This window comes from Nocardia sp. NPDC003183, from assembly GCF_053590715.1.
Genome location: NZ_JBSFTG010000002.1, coordinates 425,802 through 446,059, shown reverse-complemented (window position 1 = coordinate 446,059; position 20,258 = coordinate 425,802). Strand labels below are relative to the sequence as shown.

Here is a 20,258-nt window from a genome sequence, read left to right as displayed (position 1 = left end):
CCCGGGCGGCCGACTACTTTCCGGCGCGACGGATGTAGAGCAGTTTGTCGCCGGTGTCGAGGGCATCGACCTCGGGTTCGCCGACCCTGATCAGCGCGCCGTTGCGCACCACACCGAGCACGATATCGCTGAGATGGCGCGGCGATCCGCCCACTTCGCTCGTCTCCACCTCGCGTTCGGCGACGGCGAAGCCCTGCTCGGGTGTGAGCAGGTCCTCCATCATCTCCACGACCGTCGGCGTGGTGGTGGCGATACCGAGCAGCCTGCCCGCGGTCTCCGAGGACACCACCACCGAGTCGGCGCCGGACTGGCGGACCAGGTGGGTGTTCTCCGCTTCGCGGATGGCCACCGAGATCTTGGCCGTCTTGTTCAGTTCGCGCGCGGTGAGCGTCACCAGCACGGCGGTGTCGTCGCGATTGGTGGCGACGACGACCGCGGCGGCACGCTGCACACCGGTCAGTCGCAGCACATCGGACTTGGTCGCCGAACCGTGCACGGTCACCAGGCCCGCCGCGGCAGCGGCCTCGAGCGCGATGGGATCGGTGTCGACCACCACGATGTCGGACACCTGGATCCCGTCACCGACCATCGCATCGATCGCGGTCCGGCCCTTGGTGCCGTAGCCGACGACGACGGTGTGATTACGCACGGTGTGCCTCCATCGCTGAATCTTGAATGCCTGCCGCGACCGTTCGGTCAGCACGCCGAGAGTGGTACCGACCAACACGATGAGGAACAGGACGCGCAGGGGGGTGATGACGATGATGTTCACCAACCGCGCCGACGGGGTCACCGGGGCGATATCGCCGTAGCCGGTGGTCGACAGCGACACCGTGGCGTAGTACATCGCGTCCAGGAACGACAGCTCGTCGCCGGTGTTGTCGCTGTAGCCGTGGCGGCCGACGTAGACCACTGTCGCGGCGGTGAACAGCAGTGCGATCGCGAACAACACGCGACGGGTGAGCGAAACCCACGGGCTGGACTGCGCCGCCGGGATCCGCAACAGACCGACCAGGGCGTAGTCGGGACTGCTGCTCAACCCGACCGGGTTGCGCGTGTCACCGAACATGCCTGCTCCTGTATTTCTGGCGGCTGGCGCCGCGGGTTTTCGGCCTGGGTACCTTGGTCTTCCCTCCCGCCGGGCACTCCTTCGTCGCACCCTCTGGTCAGTCCAGATCAAGGCGGCCGAAAACCCGGCGGCAACCGCAACACTATCGGCTCAGTGAACCTCGTGTGGATCGGTGTCGGCGTTTTCCGGTGCGGCGTCGCGGATGAGGCGCTCCAGCTCGGCGGGGCCCGCCAGTCGCGCGGGGGCGATGGTGCGGCCGGAGCGGATGTAATGGAATGCGGCGCCGACACGTTGGAGCATCCGGTCCTCGGTCTCGCCGGTGCGCGCGGCCATCAGGCGGGCCCAGGCGAGGCGGTAGACGGCCAGCTGCACGGCGACGGCGGGCTCGTCGGCGGGGCCGGGTTCGGCGCCGGTCTTCCAGTCGACCACGATCCAGCGGCCGCCGGGTTCGGCGAAGACGGCATCCATGCGACCGCGAATCACCGTGCCCGCGATGCTGGTTTCGAAGGGCACTTCCACGTCGACCGGATTGCGGTGCGCCCACGGTGAGCGGCGGAAGGCGGACTGCATGGCGGCGAGTTCCTGGTCGGCGCGTCCCATTTCGGTGGTGCTGTCGGCGGCGCCGGGCAGTTCGTCGAGGCCGAGCAGCTGTTCGGTGCCGAACCAGGATTGCACCCAGGCGTGAAAGGCGGTGCCGCGCCGGGCCATCGGGTTCGGGGGGTACGGGAGCGGGCGGCGCAGACGGGCGGCCAGCCGGGTCGGGTCGGCGCGGAGTTCGACGAGGGCGGTGGCGGGGAGTTGGCCGGGGAGTTCCACCTGCTGTTCGGCGAGCTCGGCGGCGGTGAATTCGGCGAGGAGGGCGTCGACATCGTTGACCCAGCCCTCGGGGTCGTCGATCTCGGCCTGATCGTCGGCGGTGCTGTGGGCCACCGATGTGCCGCTGCGCAATTCGTCGAGTGCTTCGCGGACGAGGGCGGCGCCCTGTTCGATGGGATCGCGACGGTTGCCCAGTGGGTCGCGTGGCCACGGGGCGGTCGGCGGGTTGTCGGCGAACGGGTTCACCGCGTCCGGTGGTGGCTTGTCGTCCCAGCGGGCGACGGTGGCGACGCCGTAGGCCTCGCTGCCCAGGTTCTCGTTCGCCTCCTTGAGCTCGAGCAGGAAATCCGACGGACCCTTCTGCGAGGTCCCCGTCTCGGGCCAGTAGTAGGCCGAAACCAGCAGCACCCGTTCGGTTCTGGTGAGCGCCACATAGAACAGGCGCCGTTCCTCGTCGAGCCGGCGGCTCTTGAGCGCGTCCTTGTGGTCGGCGATCGCGTGTTCGAGTTCGGAGCGGTCACCCACGGCGCTCAAGTCCAGGACGGGCACGCCCTCGGACGCGTCCGGCTGGGCGCGGTCGCCGCGCAGCGTGGTGGGGAGTTCGGTGAGCGCGCCGAGCCAGGTGCTCAGTGCGGTGGTCGACGGGAACACCGTGGCACTCACGTGCGGCACGGCGACGACTTCCCATTCCAGACCCTTGGCGGCGTGCACGGTGAGCACCTGCACCCGGTCGCGCGCGACCTCGACTTCGCCTGGCTCCAAACCGTTTTCGACCGATTCCGCCGCGGTGAAGAAGGCGAGCAGGCCGCTCAGCGATGCCCGGGAATCGGCCGCGTACCCGGCGACCACCTCGGCGAAGGCATCGAGGTGCTCGCGTCCGGCGCCGCCACCGGCGATCGCCCGCCTGGCCTGGGTCTCCACCCCGACGCCGATCGTCCGTTCGACATCGGCGACGAGTTCCACCAGCGGCTGCCCACTGCGTTCGCGCAGTGCGGCCAGTTCCTCGCTCAGGGCAGCGATCCGCGCGAACCCGGCCTCCGAATACTGGTCCGCCGCACCGGGGTCGGCGATGGCGTCGGCGAGACCGGCTTTCTCGGTCGGTTCGGGCGCGACCTCGCGCAACGCCGTCGCGAGTCCGGCCGCGTCGGTGATGGTGTCGGTGGCACCCGACCCGCTGCTGATGGACAGCATCTGCGCTCGCCGCGCCAGTGCGGCCAGGTCCGCCACCCCGATCCGCCACCGGGCCCCGGTGAGAATGCGGACCGCCGCGCTTCCGGTCCCCGGCTCGGCGATCAAGCGCAGAGTGGCGACGATATCGGCGACCTCCGGCGTCGCCAGCAACCCACCGAGCCCGACGATCTCCACCGGCAATCCCTGCTCGCGCAGTGCCTCTGCCAGCGGCGCCGCATCGGCATTGCGCCGGATGAGCACCGCCGAGGTGGGCGGCGGACCCTCGTTCTCCCGCGCCGTCGCCCACTCGCGCGCGATCCGCTCGGCGATCCAGTCCCGCTCCTGCGCGATGGTTTCGGTGAGCGCGAACTCGACGACCCCCGTCTGCGATTGCGGCTTGGCCCGCAACGCGTCCACGGTCGCCCCACCGGCCGCCCGCGCCACCGCCCGCAGCGGATCGGCCACCAGGTTCGCCAGCGCCAGCGCTTCGGGCGGGTTCCGCCAGCTGGTCAGCAGCGGCAACACCGGCGCGGGCACCCCTGGCGCAGCGGGGAAGTCCGTGGCGAATCGCGGCAGGTTGGCCGCCGAGGCGCCACGCCACCCGTAGATGGATTGCATCGGGTCACCCACCGCCGTCACCGCGAGCGCACGCGAGAGCGGGGCGGATTCCCCCGGCACGGTGCGACTGCTGCCATCGCGGGCCGGCCGTTCGCCGCCACGCGCACCGGCGCTCGATATCCGCGCGCCAGGGTGATCGGCCGGCGACCGGGTGCCCGCGATGGCATCTTCGCGCTCATCCATCGCGAACAACGTGTCGGCTTCGCGTGTTCGAGGCGGGTGCTCCTCACCCCGGATCCGCACCGGCTCTCGCTGCCGATCTCGTTGTACCGCTTCGGCATTGCCGAACAGCGCCGACAACAGCACCCGTTGCGCGTGTCCGGTGTCCTGGTATTCGTCGAGCAGGACCAGTTTGAACCGCGCGCGTTCGGCGGCGGCGACTTCCGGATGGTCGACAGCCAATTGCGCGGCCAGCGACATCTGGGAGCCGAAATCCAGTGCGCCACGGCGGTTCAGCGCGTCGGCGAGCTGGCGAACCAGCGGGAGCAGGGCCACGCGCTCACGTTGCGCGGTCACCACGCCGACCAGTGCCTGGCTCGGTCCGCCGCGTTGCCGGGGGCCCGCGGGCAGCGTGTAGACGAGTTTCTCCAGCTCCGCGTGTGCCTCGGCCAACTGCTCCGGTTCCACCAGATGTTCGGCGAGCTGCCCGGACAGGGCGAGCACCGCCTCGGTCACCGAGACCGGCGTGCGATCGGTGTCGAGATCGCCGTCCCAGGAACGCACCACCTCGTGCGCGAGCTGCCACAACTGGGTCTGGGTGAGCAGCGCCGCCGAGGGCTCCACCGGCAACAACAGTCCGTGCGCGGTGAGCAGCCTGCCCGCGTACGAGTGGTAGGTGCTGATCTCGGGCTCGGCACCGGCGACGATCGTGCGCAACGCGCCACTGGGATCGATCTCACGCAGCAGCGGCGCACCCGCCAACCGGGCGAGCCGGGTCCGGATCCGGGAGGTCAACTGCTGGGCGGCTTTTCGGGTGAAGGTCAACCCGAGTACTTCGTCCGGAGCGACCAGCTGGTTGGCCACCATCCACACCACGCGCGCGGCCATCGTCTCGGTCTTGCCCGCGCCCGCACCCGCGACGACCAGCGTCGGCTCCGGCGGCGCGGCGATGACCGCCGACTGCTCATCGGTCGGGGGCGGCAGGCCGAGCGCGTCGGCCAACCGTTGCGGGGTGACGCGCACACCGCTCACTCGTCGGTCACCTGCCGTCCGGTGTCCTGCACCGGGCAACTGCCCGCGACCGGGCAGTGCCTGCACCCGTCGTTGCGCACCGCCAGATAGCCGGGCCCGCGCGTCGCGTCGGCCGCGTCGTGAATGGTGGTGCGCCACTGCTCTAGGCCGTCGCCGTCGAGCGCGCTCTGTGTCCGTTCGGCCGCGCCGGTCTTGCGGTTCGGCTTGGCGACATAGACCAACCGCGCGCCACCGGGGTCGGCCACGGGGGCAGGTTCGTCGGACTCGTCCTCGTCCAGCGCCCCGTGCGCGGCGGCCACCTGGTAGGTCGCCAGCTGCGCGTGATCGGCCACCGCCTTCTCGCTGACCGGCGTCTTGCCCGTCTTCACGTCGACGATGACGAAGCGTCCCTGCGCATCTCGTTCGAGCCGATCGATGCGCCCCCGAATGCGCACGGCCCGTGCGCCTTCCGTGCGCGCGGGCAGCACACAGTCCACCGGCACCTCCACCCCGGCCTGGGTGAGCTCGCCGCGCGTGGTGCGCACCCAGGCGAGGAAGGTCTCCAGCATCGTCTCGGTGCGGCGTAGTTCCTGGCGCGAATGCCAGCCGTCGGCCGGGTCGACCGTTTTCCACGCCTGATCCAGCGCCGCCCGCACCTGCGCCTCGGGGACATCGCCCGCCAGCGCCTGCACGAGCGTGTGCACGAGATTGCCCTTCACGGCGTGCGGGTTGTCACCGTCGGTGCCACCGTGGCGTTCCAGCGCCCATCGCAGCGGGCAGGTGCGCAGCAGTTCGACCGTCGACGGTGACAACCCGATCGGGGAATCGTCGTCGTCCCAGAGTTCGCGCTGCGAGCTGAGTTCGGCGGTGCCGTACCAGTCGCCGGGGTCGGTACCTGGCACGCCCGCGTCGGCCAGCCGCGCCAGCTGCCGTGCGGCGCGGTCACGCCGTTCGGGGTCGGCACCGGGATCACACACCACCCCGCGCAGTTCGGCGACGAGCGCGTGCATCACCAGCGCCCGTCCGGGATCGGCGACCGGCAGCGCGCCGGGTTCGCCACTGTCGTCGTCGCCGACGAGTTCGGTGAGAAACCGCGAGGGCACCAGATCCTGGTCTCCCGCAGCGGATTCGACGGCGGTCACCAGCAACGACCGTCGCGCGCGGCTGCACGCCACCAGCAGCAGCCTGCGTTCCTCGGCCAGGATCGGCGCGGCGCGGCTCACGGTCGCGCTCGGATCGACCCCGGCGACCAGGTCGACGAGATCCTCGGTGTGCAGCAGCGTGCCCCGCGAGCGCGGGTTGGGCCAGATGCCCTCCTGCACGGCCGCGACCGCCACCACATCCCATTCCCGGCCCGCCGCGGCGTGCGCGCTGAGCAGGGTCACCGCCTCACCCTCGGCGGTCAGCGGCCTACCCTGTTGCGCGAGTTGCTGGTGCAGCAGATATTCGACGAAACCGTCGATACTCGCCTTGGGCAACCGGTCGACGTAAGCGGCAGCGGCATCGAACAATTCGACAGCCGCGTCGAGGTCGCGGTCGGCCTGCATGCCCGGCGCCCCGCCACGTCGCGACTGCCGGAACCAGCGTCGCTCCAGCCGCGAATTCGTCCACAACGTCCACAGCACGTCTTCGAGCCCCTGCCCCCTGGCCTGGGTCTGTTTCGCCTTCGCCACCGCGCGCAACACGCGGCGCAGTGGCGCCGCCTCGACCTCGGTGAGCCCGTCGAGCAGCCGTTCCTCGCCGATACCGACGATCAGGTCGCGCAGCACCTCGGCCGAGGACTGATCGACCAGCGGCACCGCGGGCGACTCCGGGCGCACGGTTTCCACGACAGTGTGCGCGGCGGGCGGGTTTTCGGCATCGAGGAGGTCGATATCGTCGGGCAGCCGTTCGGCGATGTCCCAGTCCGGTTCGGGTTCCGGGCGCAGCGGATCCTCGGGGTCCGGGGGCGGCAACCATTCGTCGTCGATCGGATCCGGTTCGGGTTCAGCGATTTCCGGCGCGGGCACGGCTTCGTCCCAGAGCAGGAACTGGTCGGCTCCATCGACCAAGGGCTCGGCGAGCGCACCCGTGCGTTCCAGGTCGAGCACGCTGCGCCGCACACCGCGCCGCAACCGACGCAGGGCGATCTGGTCGGCCCCGCCGAGCGGCCCGGACAGCAGATCCATCGCGTCGTCCGACGAGAACATCGCATCGATCGCCCGGCGCGAGCCCGGCCGCGACGCATCCCCCGCCAGCAACACCCGCAGCGCCAGCACCATCCACGCCGCCCCGCGCCGGCGTGCCAACGGCTCGGCCACCGCGGGCCTGCGCACCGGCACCCCGGCTGCCAGCAGGGCCCGCCGTAACGGCGCCAGCGACAACGGCACCGACCGCACGATCACTGCCATCGCCGACCACGGCACACCATCGGTGAGGTGCGCGCGGCGCAGATGGTCGGCGATCAGCGCCGCCTCCTTCGCCGGCGTCGACAACACCCGCACCCGCACACTCGACTCGTCGGCGGGAGGCAGATCGGCCGGGGGCGTCCACGCGTCCTCGGGCGGCGGTTCGTCCTCGGGCGGCAGGTCCTGCGGCACCGGCCACAGATCTGGTTCGGCGCTCGGACCGGCGTGGGCGAACAGATCGACGGCGCCCTCGAGTGCCGGGTCCTGGCCGACGACGGGCTGCCCCATGGGCTCGGGTGGTTCGTTCTCCTGTCCCGGCAGTACCCGGTGCCGCGCGCTCCCCGGCAACCTCGCCGCGATGCGCGCATTCGCCAAGCGGATCGGCGCGCCACTGCGATGGTTGTGACGCAGGATGATTCGCCGCTGCGCGACGGTGTCGAGGTCGGTGAGGAAGTGCGAATCCGCGCCGCGGAAGGTGAAGACGGCCTGGTCCGGGTCGCCGGTGACAACGGTGCTCGCGCTGCCGCTGCCGATGGCGCGCACGAGTGTCGCGGCCTGCGGGTCGAGGTGCTGGGCGTCGTCGACGAGCAGGTAGCGGATCCGATCCCGTTCGGCGGCGAGCAGATTCCGGTCGCCGGCCAGGGCATCGAGCGCCGCGCCGACCAGTTCCGCGGCGTCGAGCGCGGGCGCGGTGGCCTCCGGCGCGGCGACACCGACCGACCACCGCAGCATCGAGGCCTGTTCGTACCGCTGGAAGAAGCGCCCGGCCGCCACCCACGCGTCGTTGTCGTGCTCGCGACCGAGCGCCATCAGGTCTTCCGGGCCGAGCCCGCGCTCGGTCGCGCGCAGCATCAGGTCACGCAGTTGCTCGGCGAACCCGCCCAGTGCCAGTGCGGGCTGTAATCGCGGCGGCCACAAACCGCCCGCCCCGGCTTCGATGTCGGCGAGATCGCCGCGCAGCATCTCCCGCAGCACCGCGTCCTGTTCGGCGCCGGTGAGCAGCCGCGGCGGCGGATTGCCGTGCAGATCCGCGTGCCGGCGCAGCACCGAGAACGCGTAGGAGTGCAGCGTGCGCACCATCGGTTCCCGGCTCGCGCCCGGAATACCACCCGCGGCGGGCCCCAGCTGGTGGGTGATCGCATCCCGCAACGCCGCGGCCGCGTGCTTGGTGTGTGTGAGGACCAGCACCGACGCCGGGTCGGCACCGTCGGCGATCCGCGCGGTCACCAGGTCGACCAGCAGCGCGGTCTTGCCCGTCCCCGGCCCGCCCATCACCTGCCAGGGTCGCCACCCGGGGCGCGGCGGCGCGGGCTGGGCCTGCTCGGCGAACAGCGCGCGAACGGACGCGCCCCAGGCCCGCGGCCGGGGCGCCCGCGTTGTCCGGCGCACGAGTCGCACCGAGCTATCCGATCGCACCACATCGGCTATTGCAACAGACCAGTCCGACACACCGGCGCACCCCTACCGCGAGGGCCGTACTGCGAGACCGCGCGCGACCGGCCAGAATGGCAGTCGTGTCGTCGCTTCATGTGCACCGATTCGGCCCCGCCGACGGTCCCGCCGTCCTCGCCCTGCACGGTCTCACCGGCCATGGCAACCGGTGGGAGACCCTCGCCACCGAGCATCTGCCCCAGGCCAGGATCATCGCCCCGGACCTGCGCGGACACGGCCGCTCCACCTCGCTGCCGCCCTGGGATCTGGAAACGATCGTCGCCGATCTCGCGCAGCTGCTGCGCGCCGAGACCGACGGCCCGGTCGTCGTGGTCGGCCACTCCTTCGGCGGCGCCGCAGGTATCTATCTGGCCCGGCAGCACCCCGACCTCGTGCGGGCGCTCGTCCTGCTCGATCCCGCCATCGGCATCGACGCGAAGCTGATCGAGCAGGTCGCCCTCGCCAACCTGGCCTCCCCCGATTACACCGATCTCGCCGAAGCCCGCTCCGACAAGCAGGTCAGCGCGTGGGGACCCGACGAGGTCGATCCCGAGGTGCTGGAACGGGAGTTGGCCGAGCACCTCGTGCCGACCGAGGGCGGCCGGGTCGGCTGGCGCATCTTCCAACCGGCGATCACCTCGTACTGGGGTCAGCTGGCGCGACCGTTCGTGTTGCCGCCCGCCGACCTGCCGACGGTGCTGGTGCGCGCCGCCAAGGTGCAGCCGCCGTATGTCACCGCGGAGTTCCTCGACGCCCTCACCGCCCACCTCGACACGTTCACCGCCGAGGTCTGGGACTGCGACCACATGGTCGCCCAGGCCCGCCCCGCCGACACGGCCGCGCTGATCGCCGCGGTGCTGTAGCCCGATGGCCGTCACGACGGAGGAACAGGTGGAGAAGGTCCGCGAACTGGTCGCCGCGATTCCGCCCGGCCGGGTCGCCACCTACGGCGATATCGCCGCCGCGGCCGGGCTGTCCTCGGCCCGCACCGTCGGCTGGATCATGCGCACCGATTCCGCCGACCTCCCGTGGCACCGTGTCATCGGCGCGTCCGGACGTCCCGCCGCCCACCTGGCCGCTCGTCAGCTCCGGCTTCTCGGCGAGGAGGGCGTGCCGATCGTCGACGGCCGGGTCGTTCTGCGGACGGCGCGTCTCTGAGCACGCCGATCGTTGCTCCGCATCCGCCACGGACTTCCCGGCGGGAGCGGCCCGCGCAGCTGCGGGGTCTCGAGCATCGGGGCCGCGCCTACTAGCATGACTTTCGTGCCGATCACCCGATTCCGAGTCAGCCGATGACCGCCGATGCGATCGTGCTCGCCGGTGGGCGAGCCAGTCGGATGGGTGGGGTCGACAAACCGGCGATCATGATCGGTGGGCGGTCGATGCTCGATGCCGCGCTGGATGCCGTGCGCGACTGTGCCGAGGTCGTCGTGGTCGGTCCGCATCGCCCCGAACTCGATGCGCGGTTCGGGCAGGTTCGTGAGGTGCCACCGGGTTCCGGCCCGGTCGCGGCGATCGGCACCGGGCTCACCGCACTCGGCTCCACCGCGCCCTTGGTCGTCGTGCTCGCGGCCGACATGCCCTTCCTGACCGATGCGACCGTCCACGAACTGCTGCGCAGCGCAACCGAGTCCACCGCTGACGCCGTTTTCGCGATCGATGCTTCCGGTCGCCCGCAATACCTCGTCGGTGTCTGGCGACGCAGTGCGCTGGTGGCGGCACTGGCCGGACTGGATTCACTGGTGAACCAGCCCATGAAGGCCATCGTGCCCGCCGAGACCGTCCTGGTCGAGCTGCCCGACATCGCCGACTGCGATACCGAGGAAGAGGTCCGGCGCGCACGCGAATCCTTGGCCACCGACCGCGCGTCGGACCGCCTCGATCTCACCGAAGCGCGCGAGCGTATCGGTTCCGGCCTGACACCCCTGGTCACCTACGAGGCCGCGCTGGACGAGGTCTCCGGTGCCGCGCTGGCCGCCGCGATCACCGCCGCGGGACCACTTCCCCGCTTCGATGTCTCGGCGATGGACGGTTACGCCGTGTGTGGCGACGGCCCGTGGCAGTTGCGCCGCGACGTCGGATTCGCGGGTGGGGCGCGGCCGGCGGGCCTGCTCCCCGGCGAGGCGGTGCGCATCGCCACCGGCGCCCACGTTCCGGACGGCACCACGTCGGTGGTGCGCGACGAATTCGCCGCGATCACCGGCGACGAGCTGGCCCGCCTGCCCGACAGCCCGATCCGCGGCGATGTCCGAAAAAGCGGTGAGGACAGGAAGATCGGCGACCTCGTGGCACCGGCGGGCACCCGGGTCACCGCCGCCCTGCGTTCGGCAGCGGCCTCGGTGGAGGTCACCACGGGTACGGTTCGCGGACCGGTGCGTGCGCGAATTGTCATGACCGGCGACGAGATTCGCAGCACCGGCCCGCTCCAGACCGGCCAGACCCGCGACTCGATCGGGCCCGTCCTGCCGGATCTGCTCGCGGGCTGCGGCGTTCGCGTCACCGACCGAGTCCATCTGCGCGACACCGCCCATGGCTTCGACGACATGCTCACCGGCACCTCGGATTTCGACCTGCTGGTCGTGGTCGGCGCCACCGGCGGCGGCGCGGCCGATCAACTCCGTACCGCCATCGCCCGAGCCGAAGCCCGCGTCCTGGTTCCCCGACTCGCCCTGCGCCCAGGCGGTTCCACCGTCGTCGCCGAACTCCCCACCGGCCAGACCGTCCTCGGCCTTCCCGGCAACCCTTTCGCCGCCATCGCCGTCCTCCTCGCCCTCACCCCCGCGATCGTCGCCGCCCGCACCGGCTCCGCCCTCCCCCGAAGAATCCTCGGCTCGCTCCACAACGCCGCCGACATCACCGCCCCGGTCCAGCGCATCACCCCCGCCCGCTACGCCCCCGACGGCGGCTGGCTCGGCGACCCCACGGTCCGCACCGCCCACCTCGCCGGCCTGATCGACCGCGACGGCCTGGTCATCGTCCCCCCGAATGCCACCGACGGCTCGATCGTCGAATTCATCCCGCTCCCCTCCTGACCGCGACTCCTGACAATGGCCGAGGTCGAATCTCGCGCACTCGCCGCAATTCTCGCATTGTCACAGAACGGCGAAGTCCGGATTAATTGGCCGGAGCACGTCCGCACATGCTTGACACGCCGCATTCACACAGGTCAGAAACCTATTTTTGCCGCAGGTCTATCCTCGCGCCGTAATGGTGCTTATTGTTGGACGGGTCAGGCGTGGGACGCCCCGCACGCGAGGTGGATTGCGTCGGACAGTGCGTTGAAGGCTTAATCACTTATCCCTCGGAAAGGACCGTGTGGAGATGGCTGACAAGTCTAAAAAAGCACCGAAGAAAATGCCCAAGCAGATGCCGCGCCAGCAGCAGGAGCAGCGGCAGGAGCAGGGGCAGGACTCGCAAGGGATGACGCGAGCAGGCCAGGACGATCGGCGTGAACAGCGCCGCCCCGGCCATCACTGAAATACGTGAGTCGACGAGCCGCCGGTATCGCTACCGGCGGCTCGTCCACGTCATGCCCCGATGCTCAGTAGCGCGCCTGCCCCGGATCCGTCCCGCCCACGCCGAGCCGTCGACGGATCGGGAACGGGTACCGCGTCGACCAGGCGGCGGGTGTACTCCTGAGCCGGTGCGGCGAATACCGCGCGCGCCTCGCCGGTTTCGACGATCCGGCCCTGCCGCAGCACCACAACCCGGTCGGCGACCTGGTGCACCACGGCCAGATCGTGACTGATGAACAAGCTGGCGAAGCCGTACTCGGCACGGAGGTCGGCGAAGAGGTCGAGCACCTGCGCCTGCACCGACACATCGAGCGCGCTGGTCGGCTCATCGGCCACCAGCAGGCGCGGCGCCAAGGCCAGCGCGCGAGCCAGCGCCACCCGCTGACGCTGCCCGCCGGACAACTCCCCCGGCCTGCGCTGCGCGTAATCCCTCGGTAGTCGCACCGATTCGAGCAGGTTCTCGACCTTGGCCTGCAACAGAGTCCCCGATGCCGCCCGATGCACCTGCAACGGTTCGCCGATCGAGTCGGCGACAGTGCGTCGCGGATCGAGGGAGGCACTCACATCCTGATGCACCAGCGCGACATGCTTGCGCAGTCCACGCAGTTCGCGCCGCGACAATCCGGCCAACGGAACACCCTGCAGCTCAACCCGTCCCGAGGTCGCAGGGACGAGCCCGAGCGCAGTGCGGCCCAGCGTGCTCTTGCCCGACCCGGACTCACCGACCAGCCCGAGGACTTCACGGGGCCCGAGAGTGATCGAAATATCCTGTAGCGCGGGGAAAGACGCACCGCCGTGGCGGCCCGGGTACACCACCGACAGATCGTCGATCCGGAGCACGTCGCGGTATTCGGATTCCCCTCGCCCGCCACCCTTTTCCGCGACGACGGCAGGCCCACGCACGACGACCCGCCGCAGGATCCGGCGAACACCGCGTTCCGAAGGTTCTGCCGTGGCGTTGTCGTCCGGTTCGTCCGCGAGAGCCTCCGTCTCGGGGTCGACGCGATCGGACGCGTCGACCACATCGGCAACCTCACCAGCTTCGCCGTTGTCCGCGGCCGCACGCCGAACCGTCGACCGACCGTCACCCGTCGCACCGGCACCGGCACTTGCATCGGCATCGGCATCGACATCGACTGCAGCCTCGCTGACCTCAGCATTCCCTGCGGCAACCCGATTCTCACCATCCGCATCGGCTGCAGGTTCCGGATCTCCCTCCCGCGACGACACCGCGGGCAACCGCGGCACCGCCGCCAGCAGCGTCCGCGTGTAGTCCTCGCCCGGTTCGGCGAACAACCCGAACACCGTCTGCTCTTCGACCACCCGCCCCTCGCGCATCACCACGACCCGGTCGGCGATCTCCGCGACCACCCCGAGATTGTGGGTGATGAACAGGATCGCCGTCCCGCGCTGACGTTGCAGGGTGCGCAGCAGTGCGAGGATCTCGGCCTGCACGGTGACATCGAGTGCGGTGGTCGGTTCGTCGGCGATGAGCAGTGCGGGCTCCCCGGACAGGGCGAGCGCGATGACCACGCGCTGTTTCTGCCCGCCGGAGAGCTGATGCGGGTACCAGTCGAGGCGCTTGTCCGGCTCCGGAATGTCCACGGCCGTCAGCAGTTCGATCGCGCGGGTTCGCGCGGCGGCCTTGTCGGTCACGCCGTGCGCGCGCAGCGCCTGCGCGATCTGGGTGCCGATCTTCTGCACCGGGTTCAGCGCGGTCTGCGGTTCCTGAAAGACCATAACGGCCTTGGTTCCCCGCAGGTCCCGCAACGCCGATTCGGCGGCCCCGACGACCTGCGTGCCCGCGAGCCGGATCGACCCGCCTGCGCGCGCGGTCTCCGGCAGCAACCCGAGCACCGATCGCGCGGTGAGCGACTTGCCCGAGCCGGACTCCCCGACGAGGGCGACGACTTCACCCCGGCGAACCCGCAAGCTCACCCGGTCGACAACCGTCCGGTCGCCGAAACTCACCGTCAACTCGTCGATGTCGAGCACGGGGTCGAGCTGGTCGGATGGTGTGCTCATGCCAATCTCCTTGCCCGGCCCAATGCTTGGGCGATCAACAGGAATCCCAGGGTCAACGCGGCCACCACGATCAGCGGTCCGATCGCGATCCATGGGTTGGCGTCGAGGTTGGCGATCGAGCCTGCGATCAGCGAACCCAGCGATGGCTGCGGCGGCAGCACACCGATCCCGATGAAACTCATCGCGCCTTCGATGAACACCGCCACCGACAGCGACAGCGCGAACTGCACGCCGAGCGGTTCGATCACATTGGGCAGCACATGCTTTCGCAGGGTCCACCAGGTGTCGGCGCCGATCACCTCCGAGGCTTCCACGAACGGTTGTTCGCGTACGGCCAGTACCGCCGTGCGGATCTGCCTGCCGAAGATCGGGATCTCGGCGGCGATGATCACGATGACCACCGCGTGCCAGCCGGGCCCGGTGATCGCGGCGAGCGTGATCCCCAAGATCAGGGTGGGGAAGGCCAGGATCAGATCGAACACCCGCTGGACGGTCACGTCCGCGATCGGGTGGACGGTGGCGGCCAGCCCGACCAGCGCACCGACCAGGGCGCCGATCGGCACGGCGAGCAGCGCGATCAGCAGATCGATCCGGATACCGGCCAGCACCCTGGCGGCCACGTCACGGTTGAGGTGGTCGGTGCCGAGCCAGTGCTGCGCGCTGGGGCCGAGCAGGTTGGCGCCGGGGATCTGGGTGAGTGGATCGTAGGAGCTGAGCAGCCCGGCGAACACCCCGGCCAGTGCCACCACGGCGACCAGCAGTACCCCGGCCAGTCCCTGCCCACGGCGCAGCGCGCGCAAAGGTCCCTCGTGCCGTGGTGATTCATCCACAGCCACAGTGGTTTTGGTGACGGTCACGAGCGTCCTCCGATGCGAATCCGCGGGTCCAGCCACGCGTGCGCGACATCGGTGATCAGCTGGATCACCACGAACACCGCCACCGACAGCAGCAACAGCACCTGCACGAGCGGATAGTCGCGACGACTGATCCCCTGCTCGATGAGCTGCCCGATCCCCGGCCACACGAAGGCCGCCTCCACCAGCACCGCACCGCCGAGCAGCTGCCCGGTCTGGATGCCGAGCACGGTGAGCATGGTCGGCAGCGCGTTGCGCAGTGCGCCACGGGTGACGATCTCGCGATATCCGACCCCGAGTGAACGTGCCGTCAGCACATACTGTTTCGCGAGTTCGGTGCGCAGCGCTTCGGTGAGGAAGCGGGTGAGCGCCGCCGAGACCGGCAACGCCAGGCAGATCGCGGGTAGCAGCAGGTACTGCACGGCGATATCGGGCCGGGCGATGAAGCCGTCCGGTGGCACCCCGCCGGCGGGCAACACCGGAATCGCGACGGCGAACACCAGCACCAGCAGCGGCCCCACCACGAACGTCGGCAGCGCCACCGCGATCGTATTGGCCGCGGCGACAACAGTATTGAGCCAGCGGCTCGGCCACAGCACCGACGCCACCGACACGACCAGACTCACCAGCACGGCCAGCAGCAGTGCGGTCACCGTGAGCACCAGCGTGTTGGTGAGCCCGCGGCCGACCAGGTCGGTGATCTCGCCGCCGATGATGTAGGAGCGACCGAGATCGAGGGTGAACACGTCGCCGAGCCACTGCAGATACTGCACCGGGATGGATCGATCGAGGCCCAGCTGGTGGCGGATCACCTCGATGGTCTGCGGTGTCGCGTCGTTGCCCGCCAGGATGGTGGCGGGGTCGCCCGGAACCAGCCGCAGCAGCAGGAAGATCAGCACCGAGGCGCCGAACAGCACCAGCAGCGCCGAGGGGAGCCGGTGCAGCAGGTAGCGCGTCATGACAGGAAGGTGTCGGTGAGGACGGGCTCGCGCCGCTTGGTCCAGGCGAACCCGTGCACCTTGTTGACGGTGGAGTACTGCTGGAAACGCACGCCGATCTCGATCAGGAACAGCCCTTCGAGCAGCTGGTCGGTGACGGCCTGATAGGCGCGGACCGCTTCGGGCCCGGTGCCCTGTGCCAGCTGCCAGGCGGTGTCGGCGGCCGCGGTGTAGGCGGGCGATTCGTAGCGTGAGGCATTGCGGCGGGCGTTGAACGGGTAGGCGCTCACCGTGAGAGTCGACGGGACGAACTGGGCCCACGAATGGTCGGTGACCCACAGACCACGGAACTGCTGGCCGGTGAGCTGCTTGACGAAGGTGGCGGCGTCGACCGGGTCGAGGTCGACCTCGATGCCCACGTCGGCGAGGTTGGCCTGCACGATCTGGGCGACCTCGCCGTAACCGGGGGCGAAGGTCAGCGGCAGCTTCGGCGGCCTCGCCGACTGGTCGAGGAGCTGTTTGGCCTTGCCGATGTCACGGTTGTACTTGGTGTTGCGGGATTCGTCGAAGGCGGGCGAGTTCTTGGGCCACGGCACGTTCAGCGGATATCCCGCGCCCCGGAACACCTCGTTGATGATGCGTTCGCGGTCGAGGGAGTAGGCGATGGCCTGGCGCACCCGGACATCGGCCAGCGCGGGTTCGGTCACATTGACGCCGACATAGGCTTGCAGCTCGGCGCCTTCGAGATCGTGCACCGTGAATCCGCCGCTCTTGCCGAGGTTTTCGGCATCGCGGTAGCCGAGTTCGCGCGCCGCGGCGATCTGACCGGACTTCAACGCGTTCAGCAGCGCGTTCGGGTCGGGGATGATCGAGACCTCGACCCGGTCGAGGTACGGGCGCTCGGGCACCCAGTAGTTCGGGTTCTTCTCGAAGATCAACTGCGAGTTCGGCACGCGCTGGACATATTTGAAGGGACCGGTGCCGATATAGGTGTCGCCGGTGCCGAGCTTGTCGGCGGTTTCGCTGTCCAGGATCGGCACGGTGTCGAGCAGGTCGTAGATGTTGCTCAGTGGATGGGCGAGCTGCAACACGATCCGCGTCGGCGAGACGATGTCGAACCCGGTGACGGCGGCGGCCGAACTACGCAGCTGCGCCGACCATTTGGCGTCGGCGTAGGTGCGCAGCGAGAACTCCACGTCCTTGGCGGTGAAGGGACGCCCGGAATGGAACTTCACGTCGTCGCGCAGGTCCAGGCTCAGCGAACGGCCGTCGGCGGCGAGCTGCCACGACGTGGCCAGTAATGGTTGCGGTTCCAGCTTGTCGTTCGGGTAGCGGATCAGCGACTCGTAGACCAGGCCGATCACGACCGGGGTCGCGGCGGTGTTGGTGAGCAGGTTCGCCGGCACCAGGTCCTCACGGATGCCGACCTTCAGGGTGCCGCCACGCACCGGTGTCGCGCCGTCCCCGCCCGCTTTCTGTTCCGAGACCGCCGAGGTGCAGGCCGCCAGCGCGGCACCGCCGAAGATGGCCGCGGCGGCGATGCCGCTGGTGCGCAGAAAGTTTCGGCGGCCGAAGCCACTGGGCGTTGAACTCATCGTGAAGATCCTCGAAGACGCATCGACCCGCGCGGCGGGCCGAGGAGGGTGCACAGCGCACCGCGGGAAAGGGAACACATCGGATCGGCCGCGAACGTCGTGGGCGTTCGTCAGCCGCGCAGGACGCGACACGAACAGCAGCAGGGTGGCTGATTCGTGGGCACGGCAGTGACGCTAACAAGTTGCGGCGGACCGGTCACCGATTCCACGCACACTGCACATAACCATGGTGACCAGCGGATACGTCGCCTTTACTGCCAGAATGCCTGTTCCACCCCATGCTCGCGGTTACGCATCCTTCGGCGGCTCGGCCGGTCGCACGTCCGCGGAGTCGACCCCCGATTGGACGTATCCCCCCACCGCGCCCGCCGGCGCGCCGAACATCATCGTCGTGCTCGTGGACGACATGGGTTACAGCGATATCGGCCCGTTCGGTTCCGAGATCGAGACGCCGACCCTGGACCGGCTCGCGGCCCGGGGTGTTCGACTCTCGAACTACCACACCACGCCACTGTGCTCGCCCTCACGCGCGGCGCTGCTGACCGGAATCAACAGCCACCGAGCGGGTTTCGGCTTCGTGGCCAACGCCGACCCCGGCTACCCCGGCCTGCGCCTGGAACTGGCCGACGATGTGCTCACACTCCCGGAGATCCTGCGCGGCAACGGCTACGCCACCTACGCGGTGGGCAAATGGCATCTGGTGCGCGACGCCACGATGAACCCGTCGGCGCATCGGGACTCCTGGCCGACCCAGCGCGGATTCGACCGCTACTACGGGTCTTTGGAGGGTCTGAACTCCTTCTACTATCCCAACCAGCTGGTCTCGGACAGCTCGGTGGTCGACGTGGAGGAGTACCCGGAGGGTTATTACCTCACCGACGATCTCACCGACAAGGCGCTGTCCTACATCAAGGATCTGCGCGCGCACGATGCGGAGAAACCGTTCTTCCTGTACTTCGCGCACGTGGCGATGCACGGGCCGTTGCAGGCCAAGGCCGAGGATCAGGCCAAGTATCGGGGTCGCTACGACCAGGGCTGGGACGAACTGCGCAGGCGACGCTTCGCCGAACAGCTGGCCCAGGGCTTGTTCCCGCCGGGCACCGAGCAGAAGCCGCGCAACACCGAGCCGGGTTACGAAGCGGCGGAGTGGGATTCGCTGTCGGCCGACGAGCAGCGGCGCTACGCCAAGTACATGGAGGTGTACGCGGGCATGGTCGACAGCATCGACCAGAGCCTGGGTCGGATCGTCGACCTGCTCGACGATCTCGGCGAACTGGACAACACCATCATCGTGTTCACCTCCGACAACGGCGGCACCGCCGAGGGCGGACCGGAGGGCACGCGCTCCTATTTCGCCGAGTTCGCCCACGTCGACGATCCCGACTGGGTGGGCGATGTCCCGCACGACGAGGACCTGATCGGCACCGCGAAGCTGGGCGTGCACTACCCGCGCGGCTGGGGTCAGGCGTCCAACACGCCGTTCCGGTTCTACAAGGGCCAGACCTTCGCCGGTGGCGTGCGAGTGCCACTGGTGGTGTCGTGGCCGAAGGGGTTGCCGCGCACCGGCACCGATTCCGGTATCCGCCACGAATACGCCTACGTCACCGATCTCGCGCCGACCCTGCTCGACCTGGCGGGCCTGGACCGCCCTTCTGTGCGTAACGGGCTGCCCGCCAAGGACTTCGACGGAATCTCGGCGGCCGAGCTGCTGCGCGATCCGGCAGCCCCGACGCGCCACACCGAGCAGTACTCGGAGATGACCGGTCATCGTGGCTTCTACCGCGACGGCTGGAAGCTGCTGTCGCTGCACGAGGCCGACGCCGACATCGACGCGCCGAACTGGCAACTGTTCGATGTGCGCGCCGATCCCACAGAGCTGCACGATCTTTCGGCGCAGTACCCGGACAAGGCCGCCGAACTCGCCACCGCATGGGACGAGTCGGCCTGGGCCAACACAGTCTTTCCACTGCTGACGCGCGCCGACCTGCATCACCGCCGCCCCGAGGAAGCCCGGTTCGCCGCGCCGGTCCGCCTCCTCCCTGGCACCCCCACCCTCGAGCGCTACCGCTCCCAGCGCCTCATCGCCTACCGCGACTTCACCATCACCGCCGACCTGACGGGGGCCCGACCGCCCGCCGCCGCGACGGCGCCCACGACATCGCGAGCTTCGGACGCAGCGCCCGATGTCGCGGAGCGGGCCGAGGTGGCCGGATTCCGGCTCGGTGACGAGGGCGTACTCGTGGCGCACGGTGACCCGCTCGGCGGGTACCTGCTCTACATCGAGGACGGCGAAGTAGTGCTCGGCGTGAACAGCTATGGGCGGTACGCGTCGGTGGGCGTGCCGCTGCCCATCGGGACGCGCGAGATCACCGTACGAGCCACCATCGAGCCGCGTCTGCGCTGGGACTTCACCATCCAGGTCGACGGCACGCCGCTCGCGGAGCTCACCGATCAGGTGCAACTGGTCGGCATGGCACCGTGGACCGGGATCTCCGTCGGCGTCGACGCGCGCGGTCCGGTCTCGTGGGATCTGCGCGAGCGCCGCGGACCGTTCCGCTATACCGGGAGCCTGCGCGCGATCACCTACACGCCCGGCCCCGTGCAGGTCCCGCAGCGCACGATCGACGCGGTGGAGCGCGAGGCCGAGTACGCCGCGGAGTAACGGACCGC

General features: G+C 69.8%; 12 protein-coding genes. 5 read left to right on the top strand and 7 right to left on the bottom strand.

Features of this window, described 5'->3' with window-relative positions; translation table 11 throughout:
• Positions 1-13 precede the first annotated feature (13 nt).
• From ACWDXS_RS09855 to ACWDXS_RS09845, 3 genes are all read right to left on the bottom strand, one after another.
• Positions 14-1,069: a potassium channel family protein gene (locus tag ACWDXS_RS09855; RefSeq protein WP_379313152.1), complete on the bottom strand. Its 1,056-nt coding sequence runs from the start codon at positions 1,067-1,069 to the stop codon at positions 14-16.
• 150 nt (positions 1,070-1,219) lie between these two features.
• A complete protein-coding gene (locus ACWDXS_RS09850) occupies positions 1,220-4,864 on the bottom strand; it encodes an ATP-dependent helicase (RefSeq protein WP_449964090.1) in 3,645 nt (1,214 codons plus the stop codon).
• Positions 4,861-8,619 (bottom strand): ATP-dependent helicase, encoded by a 3,759-nt coding sequence (locus ACWDXS_RS09845; RefSeq protein WP_449964087.1) that lies wholly within the window; start codon positions 8,617-8,619, stop codon positions 4,861-4,863. Before ACWDXS_RS09845 ends, ACWDXS_RS09850 begins: the two co-directional genes overlap by 4 nt.
• Positions 8,620-8,735: 116 nt before the next feature.
• On the opposite strand from ACWDXS_RS09845, the gene ACWDXS_RS09840 reads away from it, so the two are divergent.
• The 4 genes from ACWDXS_RS09840 to ACWDXS_RS09825 all read left to right on the top strand — a co-directional run bounded on the left by ACWDXS_RS09840 (position 8,736) and on the right by ACWDXS_RS09825 (position 12,138).
• A complete protein-coding gene (locus ACWDXS_RS09840) occupies positions 8,736-9,524 on the top strand; it encodes an alpha/beta fold hydrolase (protein ID WP_449964084.1) in 789 nt (262 codons plus the stop codon).
• Positions 9,525-9,528: 4 nt separating this feature from the next.
• Positions 9,529-9,819 (top strand): MGMT family protein, encoded by a 291-nt coding sequence (locus ACWDXS_RS09835; RefSeq protein WP_378632834.1) that lies wholly within the window; start codon positions 9,529-9,531, stop codon positions 9,817-9,819.
• Positions 9,820-9,953: 134 nt separating this feature from the next.
• Entirely contained in the window at positions 9,954-11,693 is a 1,740-nt protein-coding gene (locus ACWDXS_RS09830; RefSeq protein WP_449964081.1) for an NTP transferase domain-containing protein, read from the top strand.
• A 289-nt stretch (positions 11,694-11,982) separates the two neighbouring features.
• Positions 11,983-12,138 (top strand): hypothetical protein, encoded by a 156-nt coding sequence (locus ACWDXS_RS09825; RefSeq protein WP_156677410.1) that lies wholly within the window; start codon positions 11,983-11,985, stop codon positions 12,136-12,138.
• A gap of 50 nt (positions 12,139-12,188) precedes the next feature.
• Here the strand turns inward: ACWDXS_RS09825 and ACWDXS_RS09820 are convergent, their stop codons facing one another.
• The 4 genes from ACWDXS_RS09820 to ACWDXS_RS09805 are packed head-to-tail and all read right to left on the bottom strand — an operon-like array spanning position 12,189 to position 17,588.
• Positions 12,189-14,201 carry a dipeptide ABC transporter ATP-binding protein gene (locus tag ACWDXS_RS09820; RefSeq protein ID WP_449964076.1) on the bottom strand — a complete coding sequence of 671 codons (2,013 nt, stop codon included), beginning with the start codon at positions 14,199-14,201 and terminating at the stop codon, positions 12,189-12,191.
• On the bottom strand, positions 14,198-15,058 hold the full coding sequence (locus tag ACWDXS_RS09815) for an ABC transporter permease (RefSeq protein WP_378991320.1): 861 nt from the start codon (positions 15,056-15,058) through the stop codon (positions 14,198-14,200). Before ACWDXS_RS09815 ends, ACWDXS_RS09820 begins: the two co-directional genes overlap by 4 nt.
• Complete coding sequence (locus ACWDXS_RS09810) at positions 15,055-16,014, bottom strand: ABC transporter permease (protein WP_378991318.1); 960 nt, start codon at positions 16,012-16,014, stop codon at positions 15,055-15,057. Before ACWDXS_RS09810 ends, ACWDXS_RS09815 begins: the two co-directional genes overlap by 4 nt.
• A complete protein-coding gene (locus ACWDXS_RS09805; protein ID WP_387447077.1) occupies positions 16,011-17,588 on the bottom strand; it encodes an ABC transporter substrate-binding protein in 1,578 nt (525 codons plus the stop codon). Before ACWDXS_RS09805 ends, ACWDXS_RS09810 begins: the two co-directional genes overlap by 4 nt.
• A gap of 262 nt (positions 17,589-17,850) precedes the next feature.
• Here ACWDXS_RS09805 and ACWDXS_RS09800 point away from each other — a divergent pair, with 262 nt between their 5' ends.
• On the top strand, positions 17,851-20,250 hold the full coding sequence (locus ACWDXS_RS09800; RefSeq protein ID WP_449964071.1) for an arylsulfatase: 2,400 nt from the start codon (positions 17,851-17,853) through the stop codon (positions 20,248-20,250).
• Positions 20,251-20,258 lie beyond the last annotated feature (8 nt).

Excerpts from the sequence above, each read along its gene's own strand:
- ACWDXS_RS09855 (WP_379313152.1), bottom strand. The coding sequence starts at position 1,069 with ATGTTCGGTGACACGCGCAACCCGGTCGGGTTGAGCAGCAGTCCCGAC.
- ACWDXS_RS09840 (WP_449964084.1), top strand. The coding sequence starts at position 8,736 with ATGGCAGTCGTGTCGTCGCTTCATGTGCACCGATTCGGCCCCGCCGAC.
- ACWDXS_RS09835 (WP_378632834.1), top strand. The coding sequence starts at position 9,529 with ATGGCCGTCACGACGGAGGAACAGGTGGAGAAGGTCCGCGAACTGGTC.
- ACWDXS_RS09830 (WP_449964081.1), top strand. The coding sequence starts at position 9,954 with ATGACCGCCGATGCGATCGTGCTCGCCGGTGGGCGAGCCAGTCGGATG.
- ACWDXS_RS09825 (WP_156677410.1), top strand. The coding sequence starts at position 11,983 with ATGGCTGACAAGTCTAAAAAAGCACCGAAGAAAATGCCCAAGCAGATG.
- ACWDXS_RS09820 (WP_449964076.1), bottom strand. The coding sequence starts at position 14,201 with ATGAGCACACCATCCGACCAGCTCGACCCCGTGCTCGACATCGACGAG.
- ACWDXS_RS09810 (WP_378991318.1), bottom strand. The coding sequence starts at position 16,014 with ATGACGCGCTACCTGCTGCACCGGCTCCCCTCGGCGCTGCTGGTGCTG.
- ACWDXS_RS09805 (WP_387447077.1), bottom strand. The coding sequence starts at position 17,588 with ATGAGTTCAACGCCCAGTGGCTTCGGCCGCCGAAACTTTCTGCGCACC.
- ACWDXS_RS09800 (WP_449964071.1), top strand. The coding sequence starts at position 17,851 with ATGCCTGTTCCACCCCATGCTCGCGGTTACGCATCCTTCGGCGGCTCG.